Consider the following 19740-nt stretch of genomic DNA (forward strand, 5'->3'; position numbering starts at 1 on the left):
AACTTAAGCAAAAGGTCACCACAATTGGTGACCTTTTGCTTTTCTGTTTTAAAATAAATAAAGGCAAACGCCTATTATTATGATTTATTGAATTAATTGGGTATACACTGACTGTCTAACATAATAAAATAAATCATATTTATATCATTTTAGGAGAAAACCATGTCTGATATCCCGCCTTGCGATTTAGTTATTTTTGGTGCTAAAGGGGATTTGACAAGACGTAAATTATTGCCGTCTTTATATCAATTAGAAAAGTATGGAAAACTACCTGAACAGACAAAAATATTAGGTGTTGGTCGAGCTGATTGGGATCATGCTGCTTATATCGAAGTGGCAAAAGAAGCATTAAACACATTCATGTTAGAACCTTTAGATGAAAATATTTGGAAAAGGTTTAGTCAACGGCTTAATTTTCATAAATTAGATGTTAATGATATATCCGGTTTTGAGGCTTTGAAAAATAAGCTTGATCATAAATACCCTTCTATTTTTTATTTTGCAATGCATCCAGGAGCCTTTGGAACAATTTGTAAGGGGTTAGCAAAAGCAGGATTGAATCAATTACAAAACCGTATTGTCATGGAGAAACCGCTTGGAACTGATTTACAATCTTCTCGTGAAATAAATGATTCAGTCGCTAAATTTTTTAGTGAATCTCAAGTATATCGTATTGATCACTATTTAGGGAAAGAATCTGTTTTAAACTTACTGGCTTTGCGTTTTGCTAATCCCGTTTTTGCTTCTTTTTGGGATCGTAACTCGATTGATCATGTTGAAATTACGGTTGCTGAACAAGTCGGCATTGAAGGGCGTTGGGGTTATTTTGATAAAGCTGGACAAATGCGTGATATGGTACAAAATCATCTATTGCAAATTTTAACTATGATTGCGATGTCACCACCGGCAAATCTTGAAGATGATAATTTGCGCAATGAAAAAATAGCTGTACTTAATGCACTTAGACCAATAAATAAAACTAATATTCATGAAAAAGTAGTTCGAGGTCAATATACATCCGGCTTTATAAATGGTATTAATGTACCAGGATATTTAGAGGAAGACGGTGCAAATAAAGAGAGTAATACTGAAACATTCGTCGCCATTCGTGTTGATATTGATAATTGGCGTTGGGCTGGTGTGCCATTTTATTTACGTACAGGTAAACGTTTACCAAGTAAATGTTCTGAAGTGGTGGTTTATTTTAAACCTTTACCTCTTAATCTTTTTAGTGAATCTTATCCAAAATTACCACAAAATAAGTTAACTATTCGTTTACAACCAGATGAAGGTATGGATATTGAGATTTTAAATAAGGTCCCGGGTTTGGACAGCACACATAATTTACAAACAACCAAACTAGATTTGAGTTTTAGTGAAACTTTTCATCAACATAGCGCTGATGCTTATGAACGATTATTACTTGAAGTAATGCGTGGAAGACAGGCTTTATTTGTACATCGTGATGAAGTTGAAGCTGCATGGAAATGGGTTGATTCAATTATTAATGCATGGGATTGTAAAAAAGAATTACCTAAAACTTATCAAGCAGGGACTTGGGGACCGGTGGCATCTGTTGCTTTAATTACTAAAGATGGACATTCATGGCACGAATTTTGATAAAGGAAACTTAAATATGTTTATATTAAATAAATATGCAAGTAGTCAATTATTGAATGAAGATTTAGCTTCACGCATTATCGGTGCGTTAAAACAGGCGATTGATCAAAAAGGATATGCATCTTTTGCTGTTTCTGGCGGTAAAACACCAATTCCATTGTTTACAATACTTAGCCAACAAAGTTTAGAATGGAATCGTATTTTTATTACACTTGTTGATGATAGATGGGTGGATAATACGGATGATGCAAGTAATGAAAAGTTAGTCCTAACTTATTTATTACAAAATAAAGCTAAGTCAGCTAATTTTGTTGGTTTAAAAAATGATTGTGATAACCCATTTGATGGCGCTGAAATTACGGACAAAGTTTTAGATAAATTTCCGATGCCATTTGATGTTTTAATTCTAGGTATGGGCGAAGATGGGCATACTGCTTCGCTTTTTCCTGGTGCGGCTAATTTAGCTGCAGGATTAAATATGAACTCAGGTAAAAAAGTTGTTGGTATGACTCCATTAACAGCACCTCTTGATCGGATCTCCTTAACGTTACCAACAATATTAAATAGTAAAAATATTTATTTACATTTGATTGGTGGTAGCAAATTAAATGTGTTAGAACAGGCTGAAAAAGGTGATGATATTAACCAAATGCCAATTAGGACAATAATTAAGCAAAATCAAACCAATGTAACCGGATTTTGGGCTGAATCTTAAACTATTTAAGTTTGCCGACAATTGTCGGCAAATTTTCAAATTCTCTTTTCAACGATTTTTACTTATTTTTATTAATATTATCATTAACTATCGGAATACATAATCCAATTATAAATTAAGTTAGATATTCCGTTAAGAGATCATTATTTCCTATTTATTTATATCCATTTAACAATTTGAATTTTTTAACATAATAAGTTAAAGACCCTGCAATCAAATATCTACAAATTAATTAATTAAATATCTATTATTTTAGGAATTTTTGTGGTAAAAAGTGGGGTTAAGTGGTAAAACCAATAAAGATATCTATTTTTTTGATTTTTAACAATTAAAAAATAGTAAAATTTTATAAATAATGGTGTTTAAATGTTTAGTGGGGCAATTTTAGTCAATTTAGATAGTAAAGGACGGATGTCTATTCCTACTCGCTATCGTGAAAATTTGTCTGAAGGTATGGTTTGCACAATTGGTTTATATCATTCTTGTCTTACACTTTATTCTATGTTTGAATGGATGAGAATTGAACAGCAGTTGTCAACATTATCTACAATCATTGAATCTGAACGTAGAATTAAACGATTATTATTAGGTTATGCGGCAGAATGCTTTATGGACAATTCAGGACGTATCTTAATACCATCTACATTACGCACTTATGCTAAGTTAGAAAAACATATAATGTTCGTTGGCCAATCTAATAAATTTGAAATTTGGGATGAAGCAATTTGGTATCAGCAAATTAGTGAAGATATTGCTGCACTACCAGTAGATATTGAAAACTTATCTGATAATTTAAAAAATTTAACAATTTAAAAAGAGTAAAAGTTTGATGGATTATCAACATACAACAGTATTATTAAATGAAGCAATAACAGCATTAAATATAAAAAAAGACGGTATTTATATTGATGGTACTTTTGGGCGAGGTGGACATTCGAAATTAATACTTCAGCAACTTGGTCCAAAAGGAAAATTAATCGCTATAGATCGCGATGATCGTGCTCAAAAAGTTGCTTTAAATATAAATGATTCTCGATTTACTTTTATACATGGTGAGTTTTCAAATGTTTATCAGTATGCTGATGAGCAAGGCTTATTAGGCAAAATTGATGGATTTTTGTTGGATCTTGGTGTGTCTTCACCACAGTTAGATAATCCTGAAAGAGGGTTTTCTTTTATGCGTGATGGGCCACTTGATATGCGGATGAATAATCACAAAGGAATGACGGCAAGCGAATGGCTGCTAAATAGCAGTGAAGACGATATAGCATGGGTGCTGAGAACATTTGGTGAGGAAAAATTTGCTAAACGCATTGCACGAGCCATTGTAGAGCAAAATAGAGTTTCACCTATTACGCGTACTTTAGAATTAGCTAATTTAATCGTAAAAATAATACCTAAAAAAGATAAGAATAAGCATCCTGCAACGCGTAGTTTTCAGGCTATCCGAATCTATATTAATAGTGAGTTAGAAGAAGTTGAACAAGCATTAAATAGTAGTTTGCCTTTGCTTGGAAATAATGGACGACTTGCCATAATTAGTTTTCATTCTTTAGAGGACAGAATAGTAAAACAATTTATTAATAAACAAAGCAAAGGTCCAGAATTTCCAGCTGGATTACCACTGACAGAAGAACAAATTAAGCAATATGGAACAGCGAAATTAAAATCGCTTGGTAAAATTAAGCCTAGTAGCATTGAAATCTATAATAATCCACGTTCTCGAAGCGCAATATTAAGGATAGCAGAAAGGAAAAATGAACACTAATCAATACAATGATAATTATCATGATAATACTTATGTTGGCACAGGCAGTCAAAAAAGGTCAACTAAGAGTTTATTTGGCTTGATTATTAGTGATTTTCTTACGCATCAAAAATTTTCATTATTTTTACTGGCACTTATTGTTGCTTCATCTGTTGCTGTTTTAATTACAACTCAGCAGGTTCGTAGACAGTTATTTGAACGTGAGCAACTTTTATTAGAACAAGATGTATTAGAAAGTGAATGGCGTAATTTAGTTATTGAAGAAAATGTGCTTGCCGATCCAAAACGTATTGAAAGTAAAGCTAAAAACCAATTAGGCATGTCCTATGTGGCGCAAAAAAATGAAACTGTTATTGTGATAAAGAGTAAATAATGAAACCAATAACAAAACATAAAAAAGATAGAGCTAAGAATAATAAAATTAATAAACTAAATAGTAAAAAACAGTTTTTTACGCCTAGTCGATTTTATCTTGTCTATTGTTTAATTATTTTTGCGATTATCTGCTTAATGACCAGAATGGCAATTTTGCAAATCATTGAACCAGACAAGCTTATTGCTGAAGGAAATAAACGTTCTCTTCGTCATCAAGAAATGGATGCACCAAGAGCAATGATTACTGATCGCAATGGGCGTGCATTAGCGGTAAGTGTGCCCATGTTTGATGTTTGGGCTGATCCTAAAATTGTAGTGCAAAAAGGTGGCGTGAATCCAGCAGATGCAAGGTGGCAAGGATTGGCAAAGGTTCTTAATATTCCAATGTCAATACTTGAACAAAAGCTTAATAACCCATCGATGCGTTTTGTTTATTTATCAAAACAAATAACACCGACAATATCTGGTTATTTGAAAAAATTAAAATTACCGGGAGTATCTTTTGCTAAAACGTCTAAGCGTTATTATCCAGCTGCTGAAAATATTGCCCAATTGATTGGTTTAACAGATATTGACGAGCATGGCACTGAAAAAGGATCGGAAGGTATTGAAAAAAGTTATAATAAATGGCTAATAGGAGAATCAGGACAACGTATTGTAAGGCGTGATCGGCGTGGTAATGTTATTGAAGAATTAGAACGAATAAATAGTGAAACTGCATCTGATTTAACATTAAGCATAGACGAACGCTTACAATCTTTAGTTTATAGTGAACTTACTCAAGCAGTTGAATTTAATAAAGCAGACAGTGGTACAGCAGTACTGATTGATGTTCATACAGGTGAGATTTTGGCAATGGCAACAAGCCCATCTTATAATCCTAATAATCGTTCATTAATTGATTATGCTTTATTGAGGAATCGTGCAGTGACTGATGCCTTTGAGCCAGGTTCAACAGTTAAACCTCTAGTAGTAATGGCGGCGTTAGAAAAGAAAATTGCAGATTTAAATACGGTTATTGATACGAGACCATTTTATGTAAATCGTTACGAAATTAAAGATGTCTCATATCAAAAATCACTTAATTTAGCCGGTATTTTAGAAAAATCGAGTAATGTAGGGGTAAGTAAATTAGCCTTACAGATGCAACCAGCTGACTTAGTTGAATATTATAGCCGTTTTGGATTAGGACAAACTACAGGTCTTGGATTAGGAGGTGAAGTTAGTGGATCAATTGCGGCCGATAGAACTCGAAAATGGGCAGATATTGAAAGAGCTACATTTGCATTTGGATATGGTTTGAGTGTTACCCCACTACAATTAGCCAGAGCTTATGCAACCATTGGTAGCTATGGTATTTATCGCCCTGTTTCAATAATAAAAGTAACAAAACCTGTCCAAGGTGAAAGAGTGGTACCTGAAAATATAGCTAAAAAAGTGGTTCAATTGATGGAAGCTGTTGCTGTCACTGGAGGTGGAGTTAAAGCATCTATTCCAGGATATAGTGTTGGAGTTAAAACAGGTACAGCAAAAAAGCTATCGGATGGGCGATATGTTAATCAATATTTAGCTTATACAGCAGGTATAGCTCCCGCTACAGCACCAAAATATTCGTTGGTTGTCGTTATTGATAACCCAAAAGCTGGTCAATATTATGGGGGATCTGTTTCTGCACCTGTTTTTAGCCATATCATGGGGGGGGTGTTACGAACAATGAATGTAAAACCGGATCGTCAAGTTGATGGCCAAATGATTATTTATTAATGGGTGGTAAATGATGACTATAATCACATTTAAAACATTATTCAGCTTATTAGGTGGAAATAATAACGAATGTATAGAAGATTTTCCTGTCAATTATTTACGTATTGATAGTCGTATGGTCAAAAAAAATGATGTTTTTGTTGCAATTAAAGGGAGCACTGTTGATGGAAAATCATTTATTCCACAAGCTATTCAAGCCGGAGCTGTTGCTGTATTAATCGAGGCAGATAAAAAATCAGATGATCTTCATATTGATTATATTAAAAAAGGAAAAAGAAATATTCCTCAAGTAAAAGTGTTTCAATTATCTAACCGTATGTCTTATATAGCAAATGATTTTTACCATTCTCCTTCAAAAAAATTATCCGTTATCGGTGTGACAGGGACAAATGGAAAAACTACAGTTACGCAGCTTATAGCTCAATGTGCAACTTTACTAAATGAAAAAGTAGCACTTTTGGGAACCATTGGCAATGGTATTTATAATCAACTTGAACAGTCAGAAAATACAACAACATCAGCAATTGATGTTCAAACATTTTTGGCTGATTTTGTAAAAAAATATGTCAAAATTGTTTCTATGGAAATTTCTTCTCATGGATTAGTTATGAATCGAGTTAAAGGAATAACTTTTGCTGCAACAGTATTTACTAATTTAAGTCGTGATCATCTTGATTATCATAAAACCATGGGGAAATATGCTAAAGCAAAGTGGTCATTATTTAGTCCTGAAACAAAAGATAAGCAAGTTGTCAATTCTGGTAAATCAATTATCAATTATGATGATAAATATGGTAAGCGGTGGATTGAGAAACTTTCACAAGTCACTGCTGTTTCATGTCAACCAAAATCGCTGAGTCATTTAAAAAATTTGAATATTCCGTATGTAGGTGTATCCATGATTGAGTATCATGATAAAGGGGCCAAGATTCATATGGAATCAAGTTGGGGTCATGCTGTTATTTATAGTCGATTATTGGGTGAGTTTAATGTATCAAATTTACTAATGTGTATAGCAACATTATTAACACTTGATTTTCCATTTTTTTCTGTAGTTAACATGGTATCTTTCCTTAAACCTATCTGTGGGCGTATGGAGGTACTACATGCCAATCATCGGCCGACCTTCATTGTTGATTATGCTCATACTCCAGATGCATTGCAAAAAGCTTTACAAGCAAGCCGCATTCATTGTAAAGGATCTTTATGGGTGATCTTTGGTTGTGGTGGTGATCGAGATTCTGGTAAAAGACCATTAATGGGTGAAATAGCGGCACAGTATGCTGACAAAATCGTCTTAACTAATGATAACCCAAGAACTGAAGATGGAATGAAAATTATTAATGACATTAAGCAAGGTTTAGCTGAGAGTAAAAACGTACAGGTTATTATTGATAGAGTTGCAGCTATTACGCAAACTTTTGCTCAAGCCAAGGCTAATGATGTGATTTTAATTGCGGGTAAAGGGCATGAAGATTATCAAATTATTGGAAAAACAAAACATTATCATTCAGATCAAGAAATAGTGAAGCAGCTTCTAGGAGTAGAGAATCCATTATGATTCCATTAACTATAAAACAAATTAAAAACATGGTGGGTGGCGAATCTTATTATATTCAAGATGAAGGTCTTGTAGTTAATTTAATTTGTACAGATTCACGTAAAATTGCTAAACATGCATTGTTTATTGCTCTAGTTGGTGAGCATTTTGATGGGCATTTATTCGCTGAGCAGGCAGTTAAAGATGGTGCTACTGTCGTGATTGTCAATCATAAGCTGGATAAGATTGTACCACAGATAGTTGTGAAAGATACTCGGCAAGCTTTAGGGCAAATAGCGGCTTTTATTCGACAGCAAAGTCTGGCTAAGATTGTTGCTGTAACGGGATCATCAGGTAAAACATCCGTTAAAGAGATGACCGCTGCAATTTTGCAATGTTGTGGTAACACTCTCTATACTCAGGGAAATTTTAATAACGATATTGGTGTTCCACTGACATTACTGCGATTAACTGAGCAAAATCAGTTTGCTGTCATAGAATTAGGAGCGAATCATATCGGCGAGATTGCTTATACTACTAATATGGTCAAACCACAAAGCGTCTTAATCAATAATATAGCTGAAGCACATATAGAAGGGTTTGGCTCATTTGAAGGTGTTGCAATGGCTAAAGGTGAAATATTTGAAGGGTTATCTCGAGATGGAATCGCTATTATTAATTTAGATAGCTACTGCGATAAATGGCTTAATCAATTAGTAAATAAAACTGTTTGGACTTTTTCATTAAATAATACATCAGCTGATTTTTATGCTAGCGATGTTCAAATTTCAGAAAAAACAAAATTTATTTTACATACGCCCAATGGTGAAAGTGAAATTGTATTACCAATAATTGGATTGCATAATGTTTCTAATGCGATAGCAGCATCTGCTTTAGCTATTTCAGTAGGAGCAGATATCCAACAAATCACAAAAGGTTTAGCAACATTACAACCAGTTAAAGGCCGTTTATTCCCAATCAGATTAAATAAAACCCAATTGATTTGGGATGATTCATATAATGCTAATGTTGGTTCAATGTCAGCTGCTATACAAGTTTTAGTAAAACAGCCAGGATTTAGAGTTTTAGTGGTTGGTGATATGGGAGAATTAGGACTAGAGTCTGAAAAATATCATCGACAAATAGGCAAACTTGCTCATGATGAAAAGTTAGATTGTGTGGTAAGTGTTGGCAAATTAAGCTATTTTATTAGTCAGTATAGCGGTGTAGGTCACCATTTTAATAATAAACAAGACGCAGTAAATTTTCTGTTAACGTTATTACGACAATACCCTATTTTAACTATGCTAGTTAAAGGTTCTCGTAGTGCCAAAATGGAAGAAATCATAGAAAAAATTCAATTACACAATTCAAAATGAATCAGGATTAAAATTATGTTGGTGTGGATATCTGAGTATTTAGTTAAATATTTCTCTTTTTTTAATGTTATCTCTTATTTAACCGTAAGGGCAATTTTAGGTCTATTAACCTCATTAACTATTTCATTAATTATGGGGCAAAAAACTATTGATTGGTTACAAAAATTACAAATTGGACAAGTTATACGGAATGATGGTCCAGAATCACATTTAAGTAAAAAAGGTACTCCAACTATGGGGGGAGTGCTTATTTTAGCATCCATTATATTATCGGTGTTTTTATGGGCAGATCTCCGTAATCCATATGTTTGGGTGGTGTTATTTGTTTTAATTGGTTATGGTGTTATTGGATTTGTCGATGATTATTTAAAAGTAATTCGAAAAAATAGTGCTGGACTTATTGCAAGATGGAAATATTTTTGGCAATCATTTATTGCATTGGTTGTTGCTTTTGGTCTTTATACTTATGGTAAAGATAGTTCGGTTACAGTTTTGCTTGTTCCATTTTTTAAAGATGTTATGCCGCAACTAGGACTATGTTTTATTTTACTAACCTATGTGGTTATTGTTGGAGCGGGTAATGCTGTTAACTTAACCGATGGGCTTGATGGATTGGCAATTATGCCGACTGTTTTTGTAGCTGCAGGGTTGGCTTTGGTTTCTTGGGCTACAGGTAATATTAATTTTGCCACCTATTTACATATCCCCTATATTAAATTTAGTGGAGAGTTGATGATTATTTGTACGGCAATTATTGGTGCTGGCCTTGGCTTTTTATGGTTCAATACTTATCCTGCAATGGTTTTTATGGGGGATGTCGGATCACTTGCTTTAGGTGGTGTTTTAGGTATTATTTCGGTTTTATTGCGACAAGAATTTTTGTTGCTTATTATGGGGGGGGTATTTGTAATTGAAACCTTGTCTGTTATTTTACAAGTCGGCTCATTTAAATTACGAGGAAAAAGAATTTTTAAAATGGCACCAATTCATCATCATTATGAATTAAAAGGTTGGCCAGAACCTAGAGTTATTGTGCGATTTTGGATAATTTCATTGATGTTAGTCGTAATTGGTTTATTAACTTTGAAATTACGTTAATTATAATATACCAGGATAAAATTATGATCAGCTATCAAGGCAAAAACGTCGTCATTATTGGTTTAGGCATCACAGGGCTTTCTTGTGTGGATTATTTTCTTTCTCAAAATGTTATTCCTAAAGTAATTGATACCCGTTTATTGCCATCAGGATTAGAACAATTAGATAAACGTGTTGATTACCACTTAGGAGAGCTGAAACTTGATTGGTTGCTTAATGCTGATTTGATTATTACTAGTCCTGGTATTGCTTTATCCATGCCTGAACTAGTACAAGCATCAAAAAGAAATATTGAAATTATAGGTGATATTGAGCTTTTTTGCCGTGAAGTAAACCAACAAAACAATAAACAAATTGTTGCTATAACTGGAGCTAATGGAAAAACTACAGTTACTTCGTTAGTTGGTGAAATTATTAAGTCTTATGGTATAAAAGTTGGTGTTGGCGGCAATATAGGTCAACCAGCATTATCGTTGTTGTCACAGGATTGTGATATTTATGTACTTGAGCTATCAAGTTTTCAACTTGAAACAACAAATAGTTTAAGAGCCACAGTGGCGACAATTTTAAATATTTCAGAGGATCACATGGATCGTTATCCACAAGGTTTAATGCAGTATGTTGAAGCTAAACAACGTATCTATATTAATGCTAAATATTGTGTTATTAATAATGATGATAAATTAACCCATCCAAAAATTGAGCATAGTGATTGCTTCTCATTTGGATTAAGTGTTGGCAATTATCATTTAGATAATCAATATGAACATTTAATTGCTCAAGAACACTCTGTTTTATCAACAAATGTTATGAAACTTACTGGCTCTCATAATTATCTTAATGCATTAGCCGCTTTAGCTATTGTAGATAAATTAGGAATTTCCCGTGAATCGAGCTTAGCAACAATAGCTAATTTTCGTGGATTACCTCATCGTTTCGAATTGGTGTTTGAACAAAATGGTGTGAAATGGATTAATGATTCTAAAGCAACTAATGTGGGTAGTACTGAAGCTGCGTTAAAGAGTATCGTTTGCAATGGTACATTATTTTTATTATTGGGTGGTGATGGGAAATCTGCTGATTTTAAATCATTAGTCCCCTATTTTAAGGAAAGAAATCTTAAAATTTTCTGTTTTGGACGCGATCGCTTTATACTTGCTAAGTTAGCACCTAATGTTACAACGGTTACGGAAACGCTTTCTGAGGCAGTGCAAATTATTGCTAAAAAAGTTGTTTCAAATGATGTTGTTTTACTTTCGCCTGCATGTGCCAGTTTAGATCAATTTAAAAATTATATTGAACGTGGAAAACAGTTTGTACAACTTGCTAAGCAATTTACGCAAAGGAGCACGAAATGACATTTTTATGGATAAAAAAACAAGTTAATCCACATATACCATTTGATAATGATCTACTTTGGACCATACTAGGATTAATGATAATAGGATTAATTATGGTGACATCTTCATCAATGTCATTTAGTGAAAGTAATCCGTTTTTTTATACTCAGCGCCAACTTATTCAGCTTGGTATATCAAGTTTTTTAATGTTTATAACTTTATATATTCCAATACAGCGCTGGCAACAATTTGGCACAGTGCTATTAATTATCGCGATTATTATGTTAGTCGTTGTCTTAGGTATCGGTTCTTCAATTAATGGTGCTTCTCGCTGGATACCATTAGGCGTTTTTAATTTTCAACCTGCAGAACTTTCAAAATTAGCACTATTTTTATTTTTAGCTGGGTATTTGTCGCGTAAATCAGATGAAGTACAAAGTGGCTTTTGGGGTTTTTTTAAACCAATGGTTGTTATGGCAATCCTTTCAATTTTGTTACTGAGACAACCTGATTTAGGCACAGTCATTGTTTTATTCATGGTTACAATTGGTATTTTATTTATTGCTGGTGCTCAATTGTGGCAATTTATTGCTATTTTATTAACGGGTGTTGGTGCAGTGATTTGTCTAATTTTATATGAAGCTTATCGTCTAACTCGCTTACTAACATTTCTTGATCCTTGGAAAGATGCAACTGGATCGGGCTATCAATTAGTTGCCTCTTTAATGGCTATTGGTAGTGGTGGTATAACTGGGCAAGGTATGGGGAATTCAATATTAAAATTAGGTTACTTACCGGAATGCCATACTGACTTTATTTTTTCAATTATTTCTGAAGAATATGGTTATGTTGGTGTGGCAGCATTGCTGTCTTTACTGTTCTTTTTGACATTTAAAGCAATGGCGATTGGTTATCGTGCTTTAAATGATGGTTCGCTATTTTCAGGTTATTTAGCTTGTGAAATAGGTATTTGGTTTGGTTTCCAAACTTTCGTTAATGTTGGGGTAACATCGGGTATGTTACCAACTAAAGGTTTAACATTACCATTTATTAGTTATGGTGGTTCAAGCCTTATTGTAATGAGTATTGCCGTTGCAATATTACTTAGAATAGATTTTGAATTTAGACAAAGACAAGCGCAAGCAAGAATGAGGTCAATAAAATAATGAGGAAATTATTAATTATGGCAGGTGGAACTGGAGGACATGTATTCCCTGGTATTGCTGTTGCGCATTATTTAATGAAACAAGGTTGGGAGGTTAGATGGCTTGGTACTGCGGACAGAATGGAAGCACATCTTGTTCCTGAAAATGGTATTGAAATCGATTTTATCGAGATATCGGGTTTACGCGGAAAGGGTATTAAGAGTTTATTTAAAGCCCCTTATAAAATTCTAAAAGCGGTTTTACAAGCGCGAAGAATTTTAAAAACTTATGCTCCTGATGTTGTTTTAGGCATGGGAGGGTATGTTTCTGGTCCTGGTGGAATTGCAGCTAAAACACTGGGAATCCCTATAGTATTACATGAGCAAAATGGCGTTGCAGGCTTAACAAATAAATGGTTGGCAAAAATTGCGACTAAAGTTTTACAAGCATTTCCTACTGCGTTTCCTAATGCAGAAGTTGTAGGAAATCCTGTTCGTAGTGATCTATTAACAATGGCACCGCCTGAAATAAGATTTAAAGATTCAGAAAGACCAATAAGAATACTCGTCATGGGAGGTAGCCAAGGAGCCAGAATTATTAACGATGTTGTTCCTCAAGTGATAACAGAATTATCTGACAAATATGTTGTTTGGCATCAAACGGGTAAAAGTATGTTTGAATCTGTAATACAAGCTTATCAACACTGTGATATGACAAATAATAAAGTTACTGAATTTATTACTGATGTAGCAGAAGCTTACAATTGGGCCGATATTGTAATTTGTCGAAGTGGGGCATTAACAGTTAGTGAAATAGAAACTGTTGGGATTGGCGCTATTTTTGTTCCATTTATGCACAAAGATCGCCAGCAATACTGGAACGCAAAACCTTTAGCAGATATAGGCGCAGCAGAAATTATAGAACAACCTGATTTTAATGTGAAATCATTATCAAATATATTGTTAAAATTAAGTTATGAAAAGTTAAGTGAAATGGCGATTAAAGCTAAAAGTTTATCTATTGTAAATTCAACAGAAAGAGTGGCAGAAACACTTAAATCAGTGATAAAATAATTAGTTTTTGATATAACTTTATGTAATAATCTTTTCAATTTATTATAGATTAGGTTAATGTATAGGTAAAAATAATATTAATTACAGAAAAAACAGTTAATAATAATTTAGAAAAGCTTTAAAAAAAAATAAAACTAAACATTATTAAACAATAACAAAATATTTAGGGGTTAAATGGTGGATACAAAGGAATTAGTTGAGTTAAGAACAATTATTCCCGAAATGAAACGTGTCAGACATATCCACTTTGTGGGGATCGGCGGTGCAGGGATGGGGGGGGTTGCTGAAGTTCTTGCTAATGAAGGTTACAAAATAAGCGGCTCGGATATCTTAGAAAATGCAGTTACTCAACATTTAGAAACGTTAGGTGCTAAAATTATTATTGGCCATGCAGCTGAAAATATACTTAATGCTAGTGTTGTTGTTATCTCATCTGCTATTTCACAAGATAACATTGAAGTAGTTGCTGCTCGTGAAGCACGCATACCTGTTATTCAACGAGCTGAAATGCTTGCTGAGTTGATGCGTTTTCGTTATGGTATAGCAATTGCCGGAACACATGGTAAGACAACAACAACCGCCATGGTTACCGCTATTTATGCTGAAGCAAAATTTGATCCGACATTTGTAAATGGAGGTTTAGTTAAAGCCGCGGGAACTCATGCTAAATTAGGTAGTAGTCGTTATTTTATTGCTGAAGCCGATGAAAGTGATGCATCATTTCTACATTTACAACCTATGGTGTCTATTGTTACCAATATTGAAGCTGATCATATGGATACCTATCAAGGTAATATTGAAAACTTAAAACAAACATTTATCTCTTTCTTACACAATCTTCCTTTTTATGGACTAGCAATAATGTGTTATGACGACCCAATTAATCGTGAATTATTACCTATTGTTGGTCGTAAAATTATCACCTATGGTTTTAATGAAAATGCCGATGTTGTTATAAAAAATTATCGTCAAGAACGAGGTATGAGTTATTACACTGTTTGTCGCCCAGGTCATAACGACTTGCATATAGAATTAAATGCACCAGGAAAACATAATGCCTTAAATTCAGTTGCAGCCATTGTTGCTGCAACTGAAGATGGTATTGATGATGAACCAATTGTCCAAGCATTGGCTAAATTTGCTGGTACAAGTCGCCGTTTTGATCTATTAGGTATCTTTCCTCATGTAAGTGGTCAAGATATTATGATGATTGATGATTATGGCCATCACCCAAGTGAAGTTAATGCAACAATCCAAGCAGCAAGAAATGGTTGGCCCGATCGTCGCTTAGTGATGTTATTTCAACCTCATCGATATACTCGAACTCGTGATTTATTTGATGACTTTGCGCAAGTGCTTTCACAAGTAGATGCATTGGTAATGTTAGATGTTTATTCTGCAGGTGAACAACTTATTACAGGTGCTGATAGCCGTTCTTTATGTCGATCTATTCGTAATCGAGGTAAAGTTGACCCAATTTATGTTTCTGATTTAGATTTTTTGCCTCAAATAATGAAAGAAATATTAAAAGGTGGAGATCTGTTGTTAACACAAGGTGCTGGAAGTGTTGGTCGTATTGCTCGCCAGTTGGCCAACATTGAATTATTTTCGAGAGAGGATTTATAATGGTGGTTGATAAAGTTGCAGTATTGTATGGCGGAACATCTGCCGAGCGAGAAGTTTCACTCAAATCAGGTAAAGCTGTACATGCAGGATTATTGGCAAATGGTATTAATGCACATCTTATTGATACTAAAGATCACTCTATTACACAATTAAAAAAAGAAGGGTATACAAAAGCATTTATTATTTTACATGGACGTGGTGGTGAAGATGGTATTGTTCAATCAATCTTGACTTATCAAAACATTCCTTATACAGGTAGTGATATTCTTTCATCATCACTGACTATGGATAAGCTAAAAACAAAGTTAATTTGGAAAGCACTTGGTCTACCTGTTGCTGATTATGTTATGATTAATAAATCGCAGATGATTGATATTGATGCTATTGTAAGGCAACTTGGATTTCCTTTGTTTGTAAAACCAATTCATGAAGGTTCTAGTGTAGGTATGGCTCGGGTTAATGAAGCATCTGAGTTAAAAACTGCCATTGGCATTGCGTTTCAATATGATGATGCGGTTATGATTGAGTCATTTTTAGCTGGACCAGAATTTACAGTAGCAATTGTAGGTGAAGAAGTTTTACCTACAATTCGTATTAAACCCACTGCCGAATTTTATAATTATGATGCAAAGTATCTATCGAACTCAACGCAATACTTTTGCCCAAGTGGATTACCTGATAACAAAGAACAAGAGATTCGTAAATTAGCACTAGATGCTTATAAGGCCGTAGGATGCAGAGGTTGGGGACGGGTAGATGTTATGTTTGATGCTAATGAAAATCCGTATTTGCTTGAAGTTAATACAGCACCGGGCATGACCAATCATAGTTTAGTACCAATGGCAGCAAAACAATATGGGTGGTCATTTAATGAACTTGTAGCTAGAATCTTAAATTTGGCAACTCTATAATTAACTTTATTTATGAAACAAGTTAGGCAGGCGGCACATAGACGAGAAGATAAAAATAGAAGGCGGCTGCTTATTTTTTGTAATACTGAACAACTGATAGGCTTTTTGTTCTTTATTATGATTATTTTTATTAGTGTTTGGATTGTTCAAAGTGTTAAAGATTGGATGGATGATCCAGAGCAGATGGTATTATCACAATTGACGTTAAGTGGTGAACATACTTATACGTCAGAAGATGATCTTAGAGAGGCTATACTCGGATTGGGGTTACCCAATACTTATATAGGTCAGGATGTAAACGATATACAACAAGAAATACTAAGATTTCCCTGGGTTAAACAGGTTAGTGTACGTAAACAGTGGCCTGATAGATTAATTGTATATATAGAAGAATATAAACCTGCATTTTATTGGAATGATTTATTTTTACTTGATAACAATGGAAATGTGTTTAGCGTACCACTAGATCGTATTTCTGAATTAGAATTACCAAGGCTTTATGGTCCAGAAGGCAAAGCAAAGCCTGTATTAGAGACTTATGTCAAATTAAATGATATTTCCAAAAAATTAGCTAGCAACCAACTGGTTTTGCATATTAAAGCGGCCATAGCGGATGAAAGAAATGCATGGCAATTGATAGTGAAACAATGCATAGGTGATTTTTGCGAGGAAGCTCAGGAATTAAAATTGATGTTAGGTAATGAAAATATTGAACAACGTTATCAACAATTTATTAAATTATTTCCTGAAATACAGTTAAGAATACCAGCAGATGAAAGAATAACGGTCGCTGATTTACGTTATGAGAATGGCATTTCAGTAAAGAGAGAAAAAATGCTGCAGAAGGGAATAAATTAAGGCTGAAATATGAAAGTAACTGAAAAAAAATTGGTCGTTGGACTAGAAGTGGGTACATCTAAAGTTCTCGCTCTTGTTGGCGAAGTTCTCCCCGATGGTATTATCAATATTATCGGCGTTGGTCATTGTCCGTCTAAAGGTGTTGATAAAGGTGGCGTAAATGATTTAGAGTCAGTAGTTAAATCAATTCAGCGAGCAATCGAACAAGCGGAATTAATGGCCGATTGTCAGATATCTTCTGTTTATTTAAGCCTTTCAGGTAAACACATTCGTTGCCAAAATGAAATAGGTATGGTACCGATAGCTGATGAAGAAGTCACTACTGAAGATGTTGAAAATGTAGTCCATACTGCGAAATCTGTTAGAATTTTAGATGAACATCGTATATTACATGTTATTGCACAAGAATATTCCATAGATTTACAAGAAGGAATTAAAAATCCGATAGGTTTGTCAGGTGTTCGCATGAAGGCCAAAGTGCATTTAATTACTTGTCATAATGATATGGCAAGAAATATTGTGAAAGCAGTAGAACGTTGCGGTTTGAAAGTGGATCAACTTATTTTTTCTGGATTGGCTTCAAGTTATGCTGTTTTAACGGATGATGAAAAAGAGTTAGGAGTATGTGTTATTGATATCGGTGGTGGAACCATGGATGTAACAGTTTATACTGGCGGCGCCTTACGTCATTCTGTTGTAATCCCTTATGCAGGTAATGTTGTTACTAGTGACATTGCTTATGCATTTGGTGCTCCACCGATGGATGCTGAAAATATTAAAATTCGTTATGGTTGTGCTGTTGGTTCTTTAATTGGTAAAGATGAAGTTATTGATGTTCCAAGTGTAGGAGGAAGGCCATCACGTTCATTACAACGTCAAACTCTTGCAGACGTTATTGAACCTCGTTATTCAGAATTATTGTCATTAGTGCAAAAAGAATTATTAACGCTTCAAGATGAGCTTAAAAAGCAAAATATAAAATATCAATTAGCTGCAGGAATAGTTTTAACTGGTGGTGCAGCGCAAATAAAAGGGATGGTTCAATGTGCTGAAAAAGTTTTTCAAAATCAAGTCCGTATTGGACAACCACTGAATATTTCAGGATTAACCGATTATGTACAAAAGCCTTATTGTTCAACAACAGTAGGATTATTGCATTACGGAAAACAAAGTTTATTAAATGATGATAGCAAAGATAATAGCAAGTCATCATTAAAAGGGATAGCTAAACGATTGACCGGTTGGTTTAAAAAAGAATTTTAGCTAATATATTTCAAGAACTTCGTGGACATTGTTGGCGGCTATCTGTACAATGTTCTCAGATTGTATATTTGGAGATAAGTTATGTTTGAGCCTATGGTTGCAGATGATGAACCAGCAGCAGTCATTAAAGTTATTGGTGTCGGTGGTGGTGGCGGTAATGCTGTCGAACATATGATTGCTGAGCATATTGAAGGTGTTGAATTTTTTGCAGCAAATACTGATGCACAAGCATTAAAAAGAATTAAGGTAAGTCAAACTATCCAGATCGGCACTAACGTTACTAAAGGACTTGGTGCAGGAGCTAATCCTGAGGTGGGTAGGAACTCAGCAGAAGAAGATCGAGAGGTTATTCGCAGCGCAATTGAAGGTGCGGATATGGTTTTCATCGCTGCAGGAATGGGGGGGGGCACAGGCACTGGTGCAGCTCCTGTAGTTGCTGAAATAGCAAAAGAATTAGGTATTTTAACGGTGGCTGTCGTCACAAAACCTTTTGGTTTTGAAGGTAAAAAACGAATGGCTTTCGCTGAACAAGGTATTGCTGAATTAGCAAAACACGTTGATTCACTGATTACTATTCCAAATGATAAATTGCTTAAAGTTTTAGGTCGCGGTGTTAAATTACTTGACGCTTTTGCTGCTGCAAATGGGGTTCTAAAAGGTGCGGTGCAAGGCATAGCTGAGTTGATTACTAAACCAGGTCATATAAACGTAGACTTTGCTGATGTTAGAACAGTGATGTCTGAAATGGGGTATGCTATGATGGGGTCTGGTCGCGCAAGTGGTGATAATAGAGCTGAAGAAGCAGCTGAAATGGCAATTTCAAGCCCATTACTTGAAGATATTGATTTATCCGGTGCTCGAGGTGTATTGGTTAATGTAACCGCTGGTTTAGATTTAGGTTTGGAAGAATTTGAAACCGTAGGTAGTACTGTTAGAGCTTTTGCGTCCGATAATGCAACAGTTGTCGTTGGAACAACTTTCGATCCTGATATGTCAGATGAAATTCGTGTAACGGTGGTTGCAACAGGTATTGGAATGGATAAACGCCCAGAAGCAAAAATCACTAAGCCGATTCAACAAAACTCATTATTTGGCCAAAGTAATACTTTGGGAAAACAAGAAGAGAAATTAGCTAAAGTGGTGAATGAACAATCAATTTCACCTCTTGAAGAAAATAAAATTTTAGATATTCCTGCTTTTATTCGTAAGCAAGCGAATTAAGAGTGAACTTATTTGGATTTTTATTGTCTTATATCAATAGAAAC

The 19740-nt window shown here is 34.4% G+C and carries 17 protein-coding genes; all 17 read left to right on the top strand.

Translation table 11 applies throughout. The features are described from left to right. Positions 1-162 precede the first annotated feature (162 nt). On the top strand, positions 163-1620 hold the full coding sequence (zwf, locus tag A9G36_RS04015) for a glucose-6-phosphate dehydrogenase (RefSeq protein WP_065568611.1): 1458 nt from the start codon (positions 163-165) through the stop codon (positions 1618-1620). A gap of 16 nt (positions 1621-1636) precedes the next feature. Then, entirely contained in the window at positions 1637-2335 is a 699-nt protein-coding gene (gene pgl, locus A9G36_RS04020; RefSeq protein WP_065568612.1) for a 6-phosphogluconolactonase, read from the top strand. Positions 2336-2701: 366 nt separating this feature from the next. Continuing rightward, entirely contained in the window at positions 2702-3148 is a 447-nt protein-coding gene (gene mraZ / locus A9G36_RS04025) for a division/cell wall cluster transcriptional repressor MraZ (protein WP_034944276.1), read from the top strand. 16 nt (positions 3149-3164) lie between these two features. Further along, the gene (gene rsmH, locus A9G36_RS04030; protein WP_034944273.1) at positions 3165-4103 is read left to right on the top strand and encodes a 16S rRNA (cytosine(1402)-N(4))-methyltransferase RsmH; all 939 of its coding nucleotides are present in this window, start codon (positions 3165-3167) and stop codon (positions 4101-4103) included. Then, positions 4093-4476: a cell division protein FtsL gene (gene ftsL / locus A9G36_RS04035; RefSeq protein WP_051825074.1), complete on the top strand. Its 384-nt coding sequence runs from the start codon at positions 4093-4095 to the stop codon at positions 4474-4476. The genes rsmH and ftsL overlap by 11 nt, the downstream gene beginning before the upstream one ends. Then, positions 4476-6242: a peptidoglycan glycosyltransferase FtsI gene (gene ftsI, locus A9G36_RS04040; RefSeq protein WP_080715856.1), complete on the top strand. Its 1767-nt coding sequence runs from the start codon at positions 4476-4478 to the stop codon at positions 6240-6242. Before ftsL ends, ftsI begins: the two co-directional genes overlap by 1 nt. 13 nt (positions 6243-6255) lie before the next feature. Next, positions 6256-7803: a UDP-N-acetylmuramoyl-L-alanyl-D-glutamate--2,6-diaminopimelate ligase gene (gene murE, locus A9G36_RS04045; protein WP_065585443.1), complete on the top strand. Its 1548-nt coding sequence runs from the start codon at positions 6256-6258 to the stop codon at positions 7801-7803. Beyond that, entirely contained in the window at positions 7800-9161 is a 1362-nt protein-coding gene (gene murF / locus A9G36_RS04050) for a UDP-N-acetylmuramoyl-tripeptide--D-alanyl-D-alanine ligase (protein ID WP_065585424.1), read from the top strand. The genes murE and murF overlap by 4 nt, the downstream gene beginning before the upstream one ends. Positions 9162-9176: 15 nt before the next feature. Next, positions 9177-10259, top strand: coding sequence for a phospho-N-acetylmuramoyl-pentapeptide-transferase (gene mraY / locus A9G36_RS04055; protein WP_065585425.1), 1083 nt, complete (start codon positions 9177-9179; stop codon positions 10257-10259). 23 nt (positions 10260-10282) lie between these two features. Further along, positions 10283-11617, top strand: coding sequence for a UDP-N-acetylmuramoyl-L-alanine--D-glutamate ligase (gene murD / locus A9G36_RS04060; protein ID WP_065576013.1), 1335 nt, complete (start codon positions 10283-10285; stop codon positions 11615-11617). Continuing rightward, positions 11614-12765 (top strand): cell division protein FtsW, encoded by a 1152-nt coding sequence (gene ftsW / locus A9G36_RS04065; RefSeq protein WP_051825073.1) that lies wholly within the window; start codon positions 11614-11616, stop codon positions 12763-12765. Before murD ends, ftsW begins: the two co-directional genes overlap by 4 nt. After that, positions 12765-13817 (top strand): undecaprenyldiphospho-muramoylpentapeptide beta-N-acetylglucosaminyltransferase, encoded by a 1053-nt coding sequence (gene murG, locus A9G36_RS04070; protein WP_034944260.1) that lies wholly within the window; start codon positions 12765-12767, stop codon positions 13815-13817. The genes ftsW and murG overlap by 1 nt, the downstream gene beginning before the upstream one ends. A 174-nt stretch (positions 13818-13991) precedes the next feature. Continuing rightward, on the top strand, positions 13992-15443 hold the full coding sequence (murC, locus tag A9G36_RS04075; protein WP_255305665.1) for a UDP-N-acetylmuramate--L-alanine ligase: 1452 nt from the start codon (positions 13992-13994) through the stop codon (positions 15441-15443). A 2-nt stretch (positions 15444-15445) separates the two neighbouring features. Continuing rightward, positions 15446-16354 carry a D-alanine--D-alanine ligase gene (locus A9G36_RS04080; protein ID WP_065568651.1) on the top strand — a complete coding sequence of 303 codons (909 nt, stop codon included), beginning with the start codon at positions 15446-15448 and terminating at the stop codon, positions 16352-16354. A gap of 12 nt (positions 16355-16366) precedes the next feature. Beyond that, positions 16367-17212 (top strand): FtsQ-type POTRA domain-containing protein, encoded by an 846-nt coding sequence (locus A9G36_RS04085; protein WP_065568614.1) that lies wholly within the window; start codon positions 16367-16369, stop codon positions 17210-17212. Positions 17213-17221: 9 nt separating this feature from the next. Further along, a complete protein-coding gene (gene ftsA / locus A9G36_RS04090) occupies positions 17222-18475 on the top strand; it encodes a cell division protein FtsA (protein WP_065585426.1) in 1254 nt (417 codons plus the stop codon). 81 nt (positions 18476-18556) lie between these two features. After that, positions 18557-19696: a cell division protein FtsZ gene (gene ftsZ / locus A9G36_RS04095; RefSeq protein ID WP_034944256.1), complete on the top strand. Its 1140-nt coding sequence runs from the start codon at positions 18557-18559 to the stop codon at positions 19694-19696. The last annotated feature ends 44 nt before the right edge of the window (positions 19697-19740 follow it).

It is taken from the genome of Gilliamella sp. Choc6-1 (assembly GCF_001690385.1).
Classification (GTDB): Bacteria; Pseudomonadota; Gammaproteobacteria; order Enterobacterales; family Orbaceae; genus Gilliamella; species Gilliamella apicola_A.

What these genes read in the sequence shown, in the direction of transcription:
- ftsW (WP_051825073.1), top strand. Translation starts at nt 11,614, where the DNA reads ATGACATTTTTATGGATAAAAAAACAAGTTAATCCACATATACCATTT.
- rsmH (WP_034944273.1), top strand. Translation starts at nt 3,165, where the DNA reads ATGGATTATCAACATACAACAGTATTATTAAATGAAGCAATAACAGCA.
- murG (WP_034944260.1), top strand. Translation starts at nt 12,765, where the DNA reads ATGAGGAAATTATTAATTATGGCAGGTGGAACTGGAGGACATGTATTC.
- murE (WP_065585443.1), top strand. Translation starts at nt 6,256, where the DNA reads ATGACTATAATCACATTTAAAACATTATTCAGCTTATTAGGTGGAAAT.
- mraZ (WP_034944276.1), top strand. Translation starts at nt 2,702, where the DNA reads ATGTTTAGTGGGGCAATTTTAGTCAATTTAGATAGTAAAGGACGGATG.
- murC (WP_255305665.1), top strand. Translation starts at nt 13,992, where the DNA reads ATGGTGGATACAAAGGAATTAGTTGAGTTAAGAACAATTATTCCCGAA.
- ftsL (WP_051825074.1), top strand. Translation starts at nt 4,093, where the DNA reads ATGAACACTAATCAATACAATGATAATTATCATGATAATACTTATGTT.
- zwf (WP_065568611.1), top strand. Translation starts at nt 163, where the DNA reads ATGTCTGATATCCCGCCTTGCGATTTAGTTATTTTTGGTGCTAAAGGG.
- mraY (WP_065585425.1), top strand. Translation starts at nt 9,177, where the DNA reads ATGTTGGTGTGGATATCTGAGTATTTAGTTAAATATTTCTCTTTTTTT.
- ftsI (WP_080715856.1), top strand. Translation starts at nt 4,476, where the DNA reads ATGAAACCAATAACAAAACATAAAAAAGATAGAGCTAAGAATAATAAA.
- A9G36_RS04085 (WP_065568614.1), top strand. Translation starts at nt 16,367, where the DNA reads ATGAAACAAGTTAGGCAGGCGGCACATAGACGAGAAGATAAAAATAGA.
- ftsA (WP_065585426.1), top strand. Translation starts at nt 17,222, where the DNA reads ATGAAAGTAACTGAAAAAAAATTGGTCGTTGGACTAGAAGTGGGTACA.
- ftsZ (WP_034944256.1), top strand. Translation starts at nt 18,557, where the DNA reads ATGTTTGAGCCTATGGTTGCAGATGATGAACCAGCAGCAGTCATTAAA.
- pgl (WP_065568612.1), top strand. Translation starts at nt 1,637, where the DNA reads ATGTTTATATTAAATAAATATGCAAGTAGTCAATTATTGAATGAAGAT.
- murD (WP_065576013.1), top strand. Translation starts at nt 10,283, where the DNA reads ATGATCAGCTATCAAGGCAAAAACGTCGTCATTATTGGTTTAGGCATC.
- murF (WP_065585424.1), top strand. Translation starts at nt 7,800, where the DNA reads ATGATTCCATTAACTATAAAACAAATTAAAAACATGGTGGGTGGCGAA.